15 protein-coding genes are annotated in these 14,127 nt (G+C 74.7%); 13 read left to right on the top strand and 2 right to left on the bottom strand.

The window, feature by feature from the left end:
* Window positions 1–90: 90 nt before the first annotated feature.
* From glmS to AC1VWI_RS26245, 8 genes are all read left to right on the top strand, one after another.
* Complete coding sequence (gene glmS / locus AC1VWI_RS26210) at window positions 91–1,938, top strand: glutamine--fructose-6-phosphate transaminase (isomerizing) (RefSeq protein WP_499513446.1); 1,848 nt, start codon at window positions 91–93, stop codon at window positions 1,936–1,938.
* A 7-nt stretch (window positions 1,939–1,945) separates the two neighbouring features.
* On the top strand, window positions 1,946–2,314 hold the full coding sequence (locus tag AC1VWI_RS26215; protein WP_499513447.1) for a holo-ACP synthase: 369 nt from the start codon (window positions 1,946–1,948) through the stop codon (window positions 2,312–2,314).
* 536 nt (window positions 2,315–2,850) lie between these two features.
* Window positions 2,851–4,323: an NAD(P)H-hydrate dehydratase gene (locus AC1VWI_RS26220; RefSeq protein WP_499513448.1), complete on the top strand. Its 1,473-nt coding sequence runs from the start codon at window positions 2,851–2,853 to the stop codon at window positions 4,321–4,323.
* 84 nt (window positions 4,324–4,407) lie between these two features.
* Complete coding sequence (locus AC1VWI_RS26225; protein ID WP_499513449.1) at window positions 4,408–5,418, top strand: L,D-transpeptidase family protein; 1,011 nt, start codon at window positions 4,408–4,410, stop codon at window positions 5,416–5,418.
* A 35-nt stretch (window positions 5,419–5,453) separates the two neighbouring features.
* Window positions 5,454–6,590: an alanine racemase gene (gene alr / locus AC1VWI_RS26230; RefSeq protein ID WP_499513450.1), complete on the top strand. Its 1,137-nt coding sequence runs from the start codon at window positions 5,454–5,456 to the stop codon at window positions 6,588–6,590.
* Between the two features lie 32 nt (window positions 6,591–6,622).
* A complete protein-coding gene (locus AC1VWI_RS26235) occupies window positions 6,623–7,906 on the top strand; it encodes an alpha/beta fold hydrolase (RefSeq protein WP_499513451.1) in 1,284 nt (427 codons plus the stop codon).
* An 11-nt stretch (window positions 7,907–7,917) separates the two neighbouring features.
* The gene (tsaE, locus tag AC1VWI_RS26240; protein ID WP_499513452.1) at window positions 7,918–8,442 is read left to right on the top strand and encodes a tRNA (adenosine(37)-N6)-threonylcarbamoyltransferase complex ATPase subunit type 1 TsaE; all 525 of its coding nucleotides are present in this window, start codon (window positions 7,918–7,920) and stop codon (window positions 8,440–8,442) included.
* Window positions 8,443–8,567: 125 nt separating this feature from the next.
* A complete protein-coding gene (locus AC1VWI_RS26245) occupies window positions 8,568–8,738 on the top strand; it encodes a hypothetical protein (protein ID WP_499513453.1) in 171 nt (56 codons plus the stop codon).
* A 112-nt stretch (window positions 8,739–8,850) separates the two neighbouring features.
* Here AC1VWI_RS26245 and AC1VWI_RS26250 read toward each other — a convergent pair whose 3' ends face one another.
* Window positions 8,851–9,393: a hypothetical protein gene (locus tag AC1VWI_RS26250; RefSeq protein ID WP_499513454.1), complete on the bottom strand. Its 543-nt coding sequence runs from the start codon at window positions 9,391–9,393 to the stop codon at window positions 8,851–8,853.
* A 164-nt stretch (window positions 9,394–9,557) separates the two neighbouring features.
* On the opposite strand from AC1VWI_RS26250, the gene tsaB reads away from it, so the two are divergent.
* The 5 genes from tsaB (at window position 9,558) to AC1VWI_RS26275 (ending at window position 12,876) form a co-directional block, all read left to right on the top strand.
* Window positions 9,558–10,211 (top strand): tRNA (adenosine(37)-N6)-threonylcarbamoyltransferase complex dimerization subunit type 1 TsaB, encoded by a 654-nt coding sequence (gene tsaB, locus AC1VWI_RS26255; protein WP_499513455.1) that lies wholly within the window; start codon window positions 9,558–9,560, stop codon window positions 10,209–10,211.
* An 8-nt stretch (window positions 10,212–10,219) separates the two neighbouring features.
* Window positions 10,220–10,723: a ribosomal protein S18-alanine N-acetyltransferase gene (gene rimI, locus AC1VWI_RS26260; RefSeq protein WP_499516915.1), complete on the top strand. Its 504-nt coding sequence runs from the start codon at window positions 10,220–10,222 to the stop codon at window positions 10,721–10,723.
* Window positions 10,716–11,825 carry a tRNA (adenosine(37)-N6)-threonylcarbamoyltransferase complex transferase subunit TsaD gene (gene tsaD / locus AC1VWI_RS26265; RefSeq protein WP_499513456.1) on the top strand — a complete coding sequence of 370 codons (1,110 nt, stop codon included), beginning with the start codon at window positions 10,716–10,718 and terminating at the stop codon, window positions 11,823–11,825. Before rimI ends, tsaD begins: the two co-directional genes overlap by 8 nt.
* Complete coding sequence (locus tag AC1VWI_RS26270) at window positions 11,822–12,082, top strand: hypothetical protein (RefSeq protein ID WP_499513457.1); 261 nt, start codon at window positions 11,822–11,824, stop codon at window positions 12,080–12,082. Before tsaD ends, AC1VWI_RS26270 begins: the two co-directional genes overlap by 4 nt.
* A 140-nt stretch (window positions 12,083–12,222) precedes the next feature.
* A complete protein-coding gene (locus AC1VWI_RS26275; protein WP_499513458.1) occupies window positions 12,223–12,876 on the top strand; it encodes an HAD family hydrolase in 654 nt (217 codons plus the stop codon).
* A 4-nt stretch (window positions 12,877–12,880) separates the two neighbouring features.
* On the opposite strand, the gene AC1VWI_RS26280 is transcribed toward AC1VWI_RS26275, so the two are convergent.
* Window positions 12,881–14,113 (bottom strand): THUMP-like domain-containing protein, encoded by a 1,233-nt coding sequence (locus AC1VWI_RS26280; RefSeq protein ID WP_499513459.1) that lies wholly within the window; start codon window positions 14,111–14,113, stop codon window positions 12,881–12,883.
* Window positions 14,114–14,127 lie beyond the last annotated feature (14 nt).

Genomic DNA, 14,127 nt, shown 5'->3' on the forward strand with positions numbered 1-14,127 from the left:
CCCGGGATGCCCCGGACCGTCCCGGTCCGGGGCCCACCGGCGTCCGCCGTCGGGTTCGACGTCCGCCGTCCGCCGCCTAGAGTTCTTCCCATGTGCGGAATCGTTGGATACGTGGGCGGCCAGTCCGCCCTCGACGTCGTCATCGCGGGTCTGAAGCGCCTGGAGTACCGGGGGTACGACTCGGCGGGCGTCGCCGTCCTCGCCGACGGCGGGCTCGCCGCGGCCAAGAAGGCCGGGAAGCTCGCCAACCTCGAGAAGCTGCTGGACGAGCGTCCGCTGCCGAGCGGCCCCGCCGGGATCGGGCACACCCGCTGGGCCACCCACGGCGGCCCCACGGACGCCAACGCGCACCCGCACCTGGACAACGCGGGCCGGGTCGCCGTCGTCCACAACGGCATCATCGAGAACTTCGCCGCCCTGCGCGCCGAACTCGCCGAGCGCGGCCACGACCTGCTCTCCGAGACCGACACCGAGGTCGTCTCCCACCTCCTCGCCGAGGCCTACTCCTCCACCGGGGACCTCGCCGAGGCCATGCGCCAGGTCTGCGGCCGCCTCGACGGCGCCTTCACCCTGGTGGCCGTCCACGCCGACGAGCCGGACGTCGTGGTCGGCGCCCGCCGCAACTCCCCGCTCGTCGTGGGCGTCGGCGACGGCGAGAACTTCCTCGCCTCCGACGTCGCGGCCTTCATCGCGTACACCCGCGAGGCCATCGAACTCGGCCAGGACCAGGTCGTGGAGCTGCGCCGCGAGGGCGTCACCGTCACCGACTTCGAGGGCAAGCCCGCCGACGTCCGGCCGTACCACATCGACTGGGACGCCTCCGCCGCCGAGAAGGGCGGCTACGACTACTTCATGCTCAAGGAGATCGCCGAGCAGCCCAAGGCCGTCGCCGACACGCTGCTGGGCCGGATCGACGCGAGCGGCCTGCTGACGCTCGACGAGGTACGGATCCCCGCCTCCGTGCTGCGCGAGGTCGACAAGATCGTCATCGTCGCCTGCGGCACCGCCTTCCACGCCGGAATGATCGCCAAGTACGCGATCGAGCACTGGACCCGCATCCCCTGCGAGGTGGAGCTCGCCAGCGAGTTCCGCTACCGCGACCCGATCCTGGCCCCGCGCAGCCTGGTGGTCGCCATCAGCCAGTCCGGCGAGACCATGGACACCCTCATGGCCCTGCGGCACGCCCGCGAACAGGGCTCCAAGGTGCTGGCCATCTGCAACACCAACGGCTCCACCATCCCGCGCGAGTCCGACGCGGTGCTCTACACCCACGCCGGCCCCGAGGTCGCCGTCGCCTCCACGAAGGCGTTCCTCACCCAAGTCGTCGCCTGCTACCTCGTCGCCCTCTACCTGGGCCAGGTGCGCGGCACGAAGTGGGGCGACGAGATCCTCGCCGTCATCCGCGAGCTCTCCCAGATCTCCCGTCAGGTCGAGCAGGTCCTGGAGACCATGGAGCCGGTCCGCGAACTGGCCCGGTCCCTCAAGGACAAGAACACCGTCCTCTTCCTCGGCCGCCACGTGGGCTACCCCGTCGCCCTGGAGGGCGCGCTCAAGCTCAAGGAACTCGCCTACATGCACGCCGAGGGCTTCGCCGCCGGCGAGCTCAAGCACGGCCCCATCGCGCTGATCGAGGAGGACCTCCCCGTCGTCGTGGTCGTGCCGTCGCCGCGCGGGCGCTCGGTGCTGCACGACAAGATCGTCTCCAACATCCAGGAGATCCGGGCCCGCGGCGCACGCACCATCGTCATCGCGGAGGAGGGCGACGAGTCCGTCGTCCCCTACGCCGACCACCTGGTGCGGGTGCCGCAGACCCCGACGCTGCTGCAGCCGCTGGTCGCGACCGTGCCGCTGCAGGTCTTCGCGTGCGAACTGGCCACGGCCCGCGGCAACGAGGTCGACCAGCCGCGGAACCTCGCGAAGTCCGTCACGGTCGAGTGAGCACGCCGTGATCATCGGGGTGGGCATCGACGTCGCCGAGATCGACCGCTTCGAGCAGTCCCTGGAGCGCACGCCCGGCCTGGCCGAACGGCTCTTCCTCCCCGGCGAGCTCCACCTCCCCAGTGGGGCCCGCCGGGGCGGCGCCTCCCTCGCGGCGCGGTTCGCCGCGAAGGAGGCGGTCGCGAAGGCGCTGGGGGCGCCCGGGGGGCTGCACTGGTCGGACGCGGAGGTCGTCACGGAGGATTCGGGGCAGCCGCGGCTCATCGTCCGGGGGACGGTGGCGGCGCGGGCCGAGCAGTTGGGGGTGCGGACGTTCCACATCTCGCTCAGCCACGACGCGGGGGTCGCGTCCGCGGTGGTCGTCGCCGAGGGCTGACCCGGTCCGGGCGACGTTCTGTGGGGCCCGGTTGTCGTGTGCGGCGCGGTTGTGGTTGCGGTTGGGGGTTTCCCCGCCCTCCCTCCCCCAGCCTTCGGCCGGGGGGACCCCACAGCGCTCGCGGTTTACGTCCACGTCGTTCGGCGCCCGGGTTCGCCGCTCGTCGCTTCCGGGCGCACCCCGCCACACCCCCTCCCGCTGCGTGGGCGCATGACGGCCGGTGGGGGTTCGGAAAGGCACCTGCGGCAACCCCGGACCGCTCTCGAACCCCCACCGGCCGTTAGTCGTCCCAACCGGCAGGAGGGGGTGTGGCGGGGTGCCCCATGGGGGTCCCCCCGGCCGAAGGCTGGGGGCGTGCCCCGGCGCGGCACCGACCCCACACGTACGCAGCGAGGCGGTCACTGACCGCGCCGGATGGGGTCCCCCCGGCCGAAGGCTGGGGGAGGGCGGGCGGTGGGGGATGCCGGCCGCAGGCGCGAACAACCCGCGCACACGGACGGCGCGCAACCACGGCCCCGCGGTGGGAACATGGCCGCATGCGGGTGGCGTACAGCGTGGAGACCGTACGGGCGGCGGAGCGGGCGCTCATGGCGCGGGTTCCGGAGGGGGCCCTGATGCAGCGGGCGGCGGCCGGGCTGGCGGCCGCGTGCGCGAACGCGCTCGGCACCGGGGGCGGGGTCTACGCGGCCCGCGTCGTCGTGCTGGCCGGGAGCGGGGACAACGGCGGCGACGCGCTGTACGCGGGGGCGCGCCTGGCACGGCGCGGGGCGGGGGTGACCGCCGTCCTGGTGGCGCCGCAGAAGGCGCACCGCGGTGGCCTGGCGGCCCTGCGTGCCGCGGGCGGCCGTGCCGCCGCCCCGGAGGACGTGGACGCGGTGGCCCTGATCCACCGTGCCGACCTCGTGCTGGACGGCATCGTGGGCATCGGGGGCAAGGGCGGGCTGCGCCCCGAGGCGGTGCCGCTGGCGGAGGCCGCGCACGCCTCGCGGGCGGTCGTGGTCGCCGTGGACCTCCCCAGCGGGGTGGACGCGGACAGCGGCGAGGTACGGGGCGCCGCGGTGCGGGCCGACATGACGGTGACGTTCGGGACGTACAAGCCGGGCCTGCTCGTGGACCCGGCCGCCGAGCACGCCGGCGCCCTGCGCCTGGTCGACATCGGCCTCGGCCCCTTCCTGGACGGCACCCCGCCCGACCTGGAGGCGCTGCAGCACGCCGACGTCGCCGCCCTCCTGCCGGGCCCGGACGCCGAGAGCGACAAGTACCGGCGTGGCGTGATCGGCGTCGTCGCGGGCTCGGAGCGCTACCCCGGGGCCGCCGTGCTCGCGGTGGCGGGCGCGTTGCGGGCGGGCGCGGGGGCCGTGCGGTACGTGGGCCCGGGGGCGCGGGCCGTGCTGGCCCGCTTCCCGGAGACGCTGGTGTCCGCGGGGCCGCCGCACAAGGCGGGCCGGGTGCAGGCCTGGGTGGTGGGCCCGGGGCTGGGCGACGGGCCGGAGGCGCGGCGCTCGGTGGACGACGTGCTCGCCTCGGACGTGCCCGTGCTCGTCGACGCGGACGGCCTGCGGCTGCTGGACCGGGCCGTGGTGCGCTCCCGCGCCGCGGGCACCGTGCTGACCCCGCACGCGGGGGAGGCGGCGGCGCTGCTCGGCGTGGCCCGCGAGGAGGTGGAGGCGGCGCGGCTGGACCACGTACGGAGGCTGGCCGACGCGTTCGGCGCGACGGCGCTGCTGAAGGGCTCCACGACGCTCGTCGCGTCCCCGGAGCCGGGGGTGCCGGTCCGGGTCAATCCCACGGGGACGTCCTGGCTGGCCACGGCCGGCAGCGGTGACGTGCTCTCCGGTATCACCGGGTCCCTGCTGGCCGCGGGGCTCGTCCCGCGCGACGCGGCTTCCGTCGGCGCCTACTTGCACGGTCTGTCGGCGCGGGTCGCCGCGGGCCCGGTGGGCGCGCCGATCGCCGCGCACGACGTGGCCGCCGCCCTTCCCGACGCCTGGCGCGACATCAGGTCCTGACCCGCCGTCAATCGACTGGGCGAAACGGGTGGAGTCCGCCGACGTGGCGTTCCGCCGGGCGGCCGCACGTCAATTTGTGTGTTCATGGGAACGTATGCCAGAAGCAGGGTCCGGCTGCTCACCGCGGCAGTGGTCGCCCTTGCCGCGCTCGGTGCGCACACGACGGCCGCCGCGGACGACGACTGGCCGGTGCCGGTGGACCGGCTCGTCCCCGGGGTCCCCTTCGGCCCGGCCGCCTCCCGGCAGGTCGACACCCCCGACCAGGGCGCGCTGCCCCGCACGATCGGCTTGGCGCCGACCGGGCCCACGCGCAGCGCCGTGCCCTCCGAGGACGAGGGCGAGGACTGGGTGGATCCGCAGCTGGTGGAGTTCGTACCGGCCAAGGACGTCGAGCGGGCCCGTACGTTCCAGCAGGAGCGGGCCGCCGAGGAGGAGGAGGACGGGGACCCGTACTACGAGGAGGACGAGGAGGACGGGTCTAACCCGGAGCCCGCCGAGTACTGCACGTCCTTCACCGGCCCCTACCAGCGCGAGGTCGAGAAGCGGCTGCGGCTGCGCGTGAACGGCAGGCAGTCCGAGGCCGACTGCTCGCAGATCCGCCGCTACCAGAAGGCCAAGGGCATCGTGCCCGCCACCGGCTTCGCGGGCCCCACCACCTGGGGCTACCTCCGTCTCGACGAGGCCGCCAGGAAGGGCCCCAACGCCTCCCGCCGGTGCCCGGCGCCGGCCCGGGGCAAGCGCATCGTCTGCATCGACCTCAACCGCCAGCTGCTGTGGGTGCAGAGCGGCAGCACCAAGGTCGTCTTCGGCCCCGTCGCCATCCGCAGCGGCCGCAGCGGTTACCTCACCCGTACCGGCCGCTTCTCCGTCTACTGGCGCCACAAGGACCACGTCTCCGACATCTACGACGCCCCGATGCCCTACAGCCAGTTCTTCAGCGGCGGCCAGGCGATGCACGCCACTCCCGGGAGCGTCTACAAGGCGCCCGGATCGCACGGCTGCATCAACCTGTCCAACCGCAACGCGCGCCTGCTGTGGAACCTCCTGAAGATCCAGGAAGCGGTGTACGTGTGGGGCAGGAAACCCGCCACGTGACGGCGGCACAGGGCCGGCCTGAGACACTGGGCGCGATGGATGAGACGAATCTGCGCGCCCAGGCCACGATCGACCTCGCCGCCCTGCGGTCCAACGTCGCGGCGCTGCGCGCCCGCGCGCCCCGCTCCGGGCTGATGGCCGTGGTCAAGGCGGACGCCTACGGCCACGGGATGGTGCCGTGCGCCCGGGCCGCCCTGGAGGCGGGCGCGGGCTGGCTCGGCACGGCGACGCCCGACGAGGCGCTGGCCCTGCGCGCGGCCGGGATCACGGCCCCCGTGCTGTGCTGGCTGTGGACGCCGGGAGGGCCCTGGCGGGCCGCCGTGGAGGCGGACGTCGACGTGACGGTCAGCGCGCTGTGGGCGCTGCGCGAGGTCGCGGAGGCCGCCGCGGCCGCGGGCCGGACCGCGCGCGTCCAGCTGAAGGCCGACACGGGCCTGGGCCGCAACGGCGCCCAGCCCGCGGAGTGGCCCGACCTCGTCGCCGCCGCCCGCGCAGCCGAGACCGAGGGCCTGGTCAAGGTCACCGGGCTGTGGTCGCACTTCGCGTGCGCCGACGAGCCCGGCCACCCCTCCATCGCGGCGCAGCTCGCCGTCTTCCACAGCGCTCTGGAGACCGCGGAGCGCGCCGGGTTGCGCCCCGAGGTCCGGCACATGGCGAACTCCCCGGCCACGCTGACCCTGCCCGAGGCGCACTTCGACCTGGTCAGGACCGGGGTGGCGATGTACGGGATCTCGCCGGTCCCGCAGGTGGGCGGCCCGGCCGACTTCGGGTTGCGCCCGGTGATGACGTTGTCGGCGCGACTGGCCTCGGCCAAGCGCGTCCCCGGCGGCCACGGGGTCTCCTACGGGCACCACTACACGACGCCCGGCGAGACGACCCTCGCCCTGGTGCCCGTCGGGTACGCCGACGGCGTCCCGCGGCACGCCTCGGGCACCGGCCCGGTGCTGGTGGCGGGCAAGTGGCGGACGGTCGCCGGGCGGGTGGCGATGGACCAGTTCGTGGTCGACCTCGGGGGCGACGGCGCCGACGCGGGTGACGAGGCAGTACTGTTCGGCCCTGGTGACCGCGGTGAGCCGACCGCCGAGGACTGGGCACGGGCGGCGGGCACCATCGCATACGAGATCGTCACTCGGATCGGGACCCGGGTGCCGCGCGTCTACGTGGGTACGTAAACGCGTAGCCAAGGGGAAGCAGCGATACGACCATGACCGAGAGCGGTAGGGCAACGGGGACGGCGATCGAGGCGGTGGCCGAAGCGGCCGCCGCTTCGGGTCGCTGGCAGCGCGCCGGGATCGTCGGCGCGGCGGTGGGCGTCGTCGCGGCGGGTGCCGCCGCGGGCGTGGCGCTGGAGCGGGCCACGGTGGGCCGGAGCATGCGCAAACGCGCCCGGCTCGCCCTCGACCTGGCAGGGCCCTACGGCTCGCTGCGCGGGATGCCGGGCCGGGTCGCCGCGGAGGACGGCACCGAGATCTACTACGAGGTCGAGGAGGCGGACCCGGCGGCGATCGACGCGGCCGCGCCGACGCGACGCTGGCAGTTCTTCCGCCGCGGCGGCCAGGCGCCGCCGCTGACCGTGGTCTTCTGCCACGGGTACTGCCTCAACCAGGACTCCTGGCACTTCCAGCGCGCCGCGCTGCGCGGGGCGATACGCGCCGTCTACTGGGACCAGCGCAGCCACGGCCGCTCCGGCCGGGGCAAGGACCAGGCGGACGGCGAGCCCGCCACGATCGACCAGCTCGGCCGCGACCTGAAGGCGGTGATCGACGCCGCAGCGCCGGAGGGCCCGTTGGTGCTCGTCGGGCACTCCATGGGGGGCATGACGGTCATGGCGTTCGCCGACCAGTTCCCCGAGGTGGTGGCCGAGCGCGTGGCCGGCTTCGCCTTCGTCGGCACGTCCTCCGGCAGGCTGGCCAGCGTGACGCTGGGCCTGCCGGCGGCCGGCGCGCGGGCGCTGCGGGCGCTGGCGCCGGGGGTGCTGCGGATCCTGGGCACCCAGGTCGACCTGGTGGAACGGGGGCGCAGGGCGACGGCCGACCTCTTCGCCGGGATCATCAAGCGCTACTCCTTCGGCTCCGAGGTGGACCCGGGCGTCGCGCGCTTCGCCGAGCGGATGATCGAGTCGACCCCGATCGACGTCGTCGCCGAGTTCTACCCGGCCTTCACCGAGCACGAGAAGAGCGAGGCCCTGGACGTGCTGGACGGCCTGCCCGGGCTCGTACTGGCCGGGGACAAGGACCTGCTGACGCCCAGTGAGCACAGCCGGTCCATCGCCGAGCGCCTGCCGGACACCGAGCTGGTGGTGGTGCCCGGGGCCGGGCACCTGGTGATGCTGGAACACCCCGAGCTGGTCAACACGCACCTGGCGGCGCTGCTCGCCGAGGCGGCCGACGCCTCGCGCGCAGCGGTCCCGCAGGCGCTGCGCGAACTGGCGGTGCCGCCGCCCGCCGGGCCGGGCAGGGCGGACCGCGTGGTCTCCGGCGGCGCGTAGCATTCGGGCACATGGGCATGGAAGCCATCGGCATGGAAGCGATCCGGGTCACCGTCAAGACCCCCGACCAGATGCGCGAGCTGGGGCGCCGTCTCGCGCCGCTGCTGCGCGCCGGCGACCTCGTCGTCCTCAGCGGTGACCTGGGAGCGGGTAAGACCACGCTGACCCGTGGCCTGGGCGAGGGCCTGGGCGTCCGGGGCGCGGTGACGTCGCCGACCTTCGTGATCGCGCGGGTGCACCCCTCGCTGGGCGGCGGCCCCGCCCTGGTGCACGTGGACGCGTACCGGCTGACCGGCGGCCTCGACGAGATGGAGGACCTGGACCTCGACGTCTCGCTGCCGGAGTCGGTGGTCGTGGTCGAGTGGGGCGAGGGCAAGGTCGAGGAGCTCTCCGACGACCGGCTGCAGCTGGTGATCCACCGCGCGGTGGGCGAGGTCGCCGCGAACGGGCAGGAGGACCACGACGTGCGCGAGGTCGTCGTCACCGGGGTCGGCGGGCGCTGGGCCGGTGAGGACCTGGCGGGGCTCGGCGTCTGAGCGCGTAACCGTTCCGACAAGGTGTCGGGAAGATGTTGCGTACGGCACGTCCGCCGTGTTCTGCTGGAGTCCAGGAGTTGGTTAGGGCTGCCTAACCCGACCCCCGTCGGACCCAGGAGGCATCCATGTCGGCCCACACGGCCCCGGAGCCGGAGCAGGGTTACTCGATGCAGGCGCTGCTGGCGGCGGCCGCGGCGGCGAACGCGGTGTGCACCCCGCCGGGGGAGCCCGAGGAGCCGGAACCGGACACGGCGCAGGACGAACCCACGCGGCGCCCCGAGGCGGACGCGGCCTAGACGGACGCCGCCCAGGCGGAGGCCGTCCGGACCGGTCCGGACGGGCCGCGGGACACGAGGTGCCCGCCGCCCGCCGGGTGGACCCGGTGGGCGTTCACTCGTCCGGGGGAAATCAGCGCACGACGACGATCTTGGTGTTCACGGTCGCGAACTTCCACAGCGCCGCCCCGTCCTTCCGCTTCTCGCGGATGCCGCCGGTCTGCTGACCCGGGGGCGGGGCGTCGGGCAGGGAGCCGTCCTTCGCCGCGCTGAAGCCGATCACCACGCTGTCGACGGTCGTGAACCGCACCACGTTCTCGACGGCCACGCCGTCGCCGCCGACGCTGGTGGCGCTGCGGGAGGTCACGGAGTAGCTGCCGGGGGCGGGGTCCACGGTGCCGGGGACGACCTTGTACGTGGAGCGCACCTTCCCGTCGTCGCCGACCAGCCACACGCGGTCCGCGCGCAGCGAGTACACGACCCTGCTGCCGCTGCCGGAGGCCGCGGGGAGCTCGTCCGTCCGCTTCGGCGAGGGCGAGGCGGAGGCCGCCAGGGAGGTGTCGCGGCCGCCGGTGTCCGTGGGACGGACGCCCTTGGCCATCTCACTGGCGGAGCTGGAGGCCTGGACGGCGAGCACGCCGACGGCGGCCAGTGCGGCTGCGGTCAGTCCGGTCACGATCGTCCCTGAACCGATCCTTGCCACGGCTTTCCTCCGGAGGTGGGCGTCACGCTGGGTTGACGTTAGCAGCCGTGCCGCACGGCGACGGGAGCGCCGTCCCGGGCCGCGGTGGTGCCCCCGTCCTGGCAGGGCCACCCCGGTGAACGCCGTAGGCTGAACGCGTGCTGCTGCTTGCCTTCGATACCGCAACCCCCGCCGTGACGGTCGCCCTGCACGACGGCCGGCGCGTGCTCGCCGAGTCGACGGAGATCGACGCGAGACGGCACGGGGAGCTGCTGATGCCCGCCGTGGACCGTGTGCTGCGGGAGGCGGGGACCGGACTGGGCGACGTGACCGGGATCGTGGTCGGGGTCGGCCCCGGCCCGTACACGGGGCTGCGCGTCGGTCTGGTGACCGCGGTCTCCTTCTCCGACGTGCTCGGCGTCCCCGTCCACGGGATCTGCACCCTCGACGGGCTGGCCTACGCCGCCGGGATCGAGGGGCCGTTCGTCGTGGCGACGGACGCCCGCCGCAAGGAGGTCTACTGGGCCCGGTACGAGGGCCCGCGGGCCCGGGTGACCGACCCGGCCGTGGACCGGCCCGGCGACATCGCCGGCGAGGTCGCCGGGGTGCCCGCGGTCGGCGCGGGCGCCGCCCTGTACCCCGAGGCCTTCACCGACGTCCGCCCGCCCGCCGACCAGTCCGCCGCCGCGCTGGCCGCGCTCGCCGCCGTGAAGCTGGCGGACGGCGAGGACTTCCTCCCCGCGCTGCCGCTCTACCTGCGCCGCCCGGACGCCCAGGTGCCGGCCGGCTACAAGGCGGTCCTGCCGAAGTGACCGCCCTGATGCGCGAGATGCGCTGGTGGGACCTGGACCCGGTGATGGAGCTCGAGCACCGGCTCTTCCCGGACGACGCGTGGTCGCGCGGCATGTTCTGGTCCGAACTGGCCGACGCGCGGCACCCGTCGGCGACCCGGCACTACGTCGTGGCCGAGGACGAGGCCGGGCGGATCATCGGCTACGGGGGCCTGGCCGCCGTCGGCGGCACCGGGGACGTGCAGACCATCGGCGTCGCCCCCGAGCAGTGGGGCACCGGCCTCGGCGCGCTGCTGCTCGGGGAACTGCTGCGCCGGGCCACCGCCTTCGAGTGCCACGAGGTGCTGCTGGAGGTGCGGGTCGACAACGTCCGCGCCCAGCGGCTGTACGCGCGCTTCGGCTTCGAGCCGATCGGCTTCCGCCGCGGCTACTACCAGCCGGGCAACGTCGACGCGCTCGTGATGAGGCTCGGCGAGCTGCCGGCATCCCCTGACGTACCGGGACTACAAGGAACAGAGACCACCCATGGCTGACGAGCCCCTTGTCCTCGGCATCGAGACGTCCTGCGACGAGACCGGTGTCGGCATCGTACGCGGGCACACCCTGCTGGCCGACGCGATCGCGTCCAGCGTGGACGAGCACGCCCGTTTCGGCGGCGTCGTCCCCGAGGTCGCCAGCCGCGCGCACCTGGAGGCGATGGTCCCCACGATCCAGCGCGCGCTGAAGGAGGCCGGCGTCGCCGCCTCCGACCTCGACGGGATCGCCGTCACCGCCGGCCCCGGGCTCGCGGGCGCGTTGCTGGTCGGCGTGTCCGCGGCCAAGGCGTACGCCTACGCGCTCGGCAAGCCGCTGTACGGGGTCAACCACCTGGCCTCCCACATCTGCGTGGACCAGTTGGAGCACGGGCCGCTGCCCGAGCCGACGATGGCGCTGCTGGTGTCCGGCGGCCACTCGTCGCTGCTGCTGGCCCCCGACATCACCGGCGACGTGCGCCCGCTGGGCTCCACCATCGACGACGCGGCGGGCGAGGCCTTCGACAAGGTCGCCCGCGTGCTGGGCCTCGGCTTCCCCGGCGGCCCGGCCATCGACCGCGCGGCCCGCGAGGGCGACCCGGACGCGATCCGCTTCCCCCGCGGCCTGACCGGCTCCCGCGACCCGCTCTACGACTTCTCCTTCTCCGGCCTGAAGACGGCCGTGGCCCGGTGGATCGAGTCCAAGCGCCGGGAGGGCGTGGAGGTGCCGGTCGCGGACGTGTCCGCGTCCTTCCAGGAGGCCGTCGTCGACGTCCTCACCCGCAAGGCGATCCGGGCCTGCAGGGACAACGGCGTCGACCACCTGATGATCGGCGGCGGTGTCGCGGCCAACAGCCGGCTGCGCTCGCTGGCGCAGGAGCGCTGCGAGGACGCGGGCATCGTCCTGCGCGTGCCGCGCCCCAAGCTGTGCACCGACAACGGCGCCATGGTCGCGGCCCTCGGCGCGGAGATGGTGGCCCGCGGCCGGCCGTCCTCCACGTGGGACCTGCCCGCGGACTCCTCGCTGCAGGTGACGGACGTGTCCGTGCCCGGCCACACGCACGACCACGACCACGATCACGACCATCTCCACGAGCTCAGCAAGGACAACCTCTACTCGTGACCGTCGCCCTGATGTGGGAGGCCCGCGCCGTCGAGGGGCGCGGGCCCGAGCTGCTGGCGTGGGCCCGCGAACGGACGCTGTCCCCGGCCCCGCTGCGCCGCGAGACCTTCTCCGCCCCTCAGGACCGGGTCCTGGTCATCACCTGGTGGGACGCCCCGTACGACGCGGAGCTGCCCGAGCTGCCCGAGCCCGGCGACGGCCTGGCCCGGCGGGCCGTCCACCGCTGGCGCTTCGAGTCGGTGGGGGTCACGGCCTAGCCCCGGGGCGCGGGAGGGCCGGTCGTATGATGGGTCCGGCGTCGATCGCAACCGGGCTTCTGCTCGGCGCCGCCCCCCGAGCAGGCGTCCTGCCGGACGACCGGTGTCCGGGAGGCGTTCTCGCAGGTGGCGAAGTACGCGTGACCGACTCCGGCTGTGCCGTCCTCTTCGATCTCGACGGCGTCCTCCTCGACAGCCGGCGGGCGATGCGACGGGCGATCCTCGACGTCGCCCGTGCCGCCCTGGGCGAGCCCGTCGACGAGAGCCGTCTGCCGGCCGGGCTCGACCACCTTCCCCATCACGAACTCCTGGCGCGTCTCGGCGTGACCGACGAGGAGACCGTGTTCGGAGCCTCCTGGGAGGACGCGCTCACCCTCGCCACGTGGGGTGCGTCGCCGTTCCCGGGCGCCGTCGGCGTGCTGCGCGACCTCGCGGCCTCCGGCACGGCGATCGGGGTGGTGACCATGCAGCCCGCGAGCCGGGTGACGCGGCTCGTCCCCGCGGAGCTGTCCGCGCACTTCGGCGTGGTGGTCGGATGGGGCGACGCGGCGCCCAAGCCCTCCGGGGAGGGGATCCTGCTCGCGCTCGACCGTCTCGGGGTGCCGCCCGGCCGCGCCTGCTTCGTGGGCGACAGCCCCTCCGACGTCGCCGCCGCGGCGGCCGCCGGGATCCCGTCGATCGGCGCGGTCTGGGGGTACACCGGCCCCGCGCTGGGCAGCTGCGACCCCACCGTCCTCGCCGCTGCCCTCACCGACGTGCCGGGCGCCGCGCGGCGCCTGCTGCGCCGGACGTAGCGCCTCAGCCGCGGACCGGGCCGCCCAGCAGCATGCTCGGGGCGCCCGCGACACGGGTGAGGAAGACCGTGGCCGCGTGGGGGCCCTGCGGCTTGACGCGGCGGCGCACCTCCTCCGGCTCGACGGGCGAGCCGCGCTTCTTGACGGTCAGCACGCCGACCTCGCGTTCGCGCAGCAGGGCCTTGAGCCGCTTGAGGTTGAAGGGCAGCACGTCGGTGATCTCGTAGGCGGTCGCGTACGGCGTCGTGTGCGGCTCGTCCGAGGTGACGTACGCGATGGTCCCGTCGATCAGCCCGCCGCCGACCTGCGCCGCCACGTCGGCCACCATGTGGGCCCGGATGACCGCGCCGTCCGGCTCGTACAGCCAGCGCCCCACGGGGCGCACCTGGGGGTCGGGCAGCCCGGCGGCGGGCAGCGTGGCGCCCGACGGCAGGAGGGTCGCGCGGCGGGTGCCCGGCGCGGTGCCGAACCACAGCACGGCCTCCTTCACGTCGCCGTGGTCGGAGACCCATTCCGCCTCGGCGTCCTCCGGCACGGCCTCGTGGGGGATCCCCGGCGCCACCTTCACGGCGGCCAGCGGCGCCTTCCGCGCCGTCGCCACCGCCCACGACAGCGGCGGGGAGTACGCCTCGGGGTCGAAGATCCGCCCGCCCGTCGCCCGCCACCGACCTTCTTGCGAAGCGCTGCGCGCTGCACCTCTTGATTGTCCGCCGCGCCGGGCCGGATCGGCGAACACCGCGTCGAAGCCGTCCGTGGCGATCTCCGTCACATCGGCGCAGCGCACCTCGATCAGATCGGCCAGCCCCAGCGCCTCGGCGTTCGCCCGCACCACCGCGCAGGTCAGCGGGGAGCGGTCGACCGCCAGCACCTCCACTCCGGCGCGGGCCAGCGGGACGGCGTCCCCGCCGATCCCGCAGCACAGGTCCGCCAGCCGCCGCACCCCGAGCGCGGCGAACCGCTCCGCCCGGTGCCGGGCGACGGAGGCGCGCGTCGACTGCTCGACCCCGTCGGGCGTGAAGTACATCCGGTAGGCGTCCTCCCCGAACTTCGCCGCCGCCCGCTGCCGCAGCCGGGCCTGCGTCAGCGCCGCCGCCACCAGGGCGGCGTCGTGCTCCCGCCGCAGCCGTGTCGCGGTCGCCAGTTCGGCGGCGGGGTCGTAGTCCCGCAGGGAGGTCAGCAGCGACTGCCCCTCGTCGGTCAGGAGAGCCGAGAACGCGTCAAGATCCACGCCGTCCATTGTCCCGCGGCACC

The sequence above is a fragment of the Streptomyces sp. TOM-9 genome (assembly GCF_056858595.1).

Coding starts and splice junctions, on each gene's coding strand:
- AC1VWI_RS26220 (WP_499513448.1), top strand. CDS start 2,851: ATGCGGGTGGCGTACAGCGTGGAGACCGTACGGGCGGCGGAGCGGGCG.
- rimI (WP_499516915.1), top strand. CDS start 10,220: ATGCGCGAGATGCGCTGGTGGGACCTGGACCCGGTGATGGAGCTCGAG.
- tsaD (WP_499513456.1), top strand. CDS start 10,716: ATGGCTGACGAGCCCCTTGTCCTCGGCATCGAGACGTCCTGCGACGAG.
- glmS (WP_499513446.1), top strand. CDS start 91: ATGTGCGGAATCGTTGGATACGTGGGCGGCCAGTCCGCCCTCGACGTC.
- tsaE (WP_499513452.1), top strand. CDS start 7,918: ATGGGCATGGAAGCCATCGGCATGGAAGCGATCCGGGTCACCGTCAAG.
- alr (WP_499513450.1), top strand. CDS start 5,454: ATGGATGAGACGAATCTGCGCGCCCAGGCCACGATCGACCTCGCCGCC.
- AC1VWI_RS26280 (WP_499513459.1), bottom strand. CDS start 14,113: ATGGACGGCGTGGATCTTGACGCGTTCTCGGCTCTCCTGACCGACGAG.
- AC1VWI_RS26235 (WP_499513451.1), top strand. CDS start 6,623: ATGACCGAGAGCGGTAGGGCAACGGGGACGGCGATCGAGGCGGTGGCC.
- AC1VWI_RS26225 (WP_499513449.1), top strand. CDS start 4,408: ATGGGAACGTATGCCAGAAGCAGGGTCCGGCTGCTCACCGCGGCAGTG.
- AC1VWI_RS26245 (WP_499513453.1), top strand. CDS start 8,568: ATGTCGGCCCACACGGCCCCGGAGCCGGAGCAGGGTTACTCGATGCAG.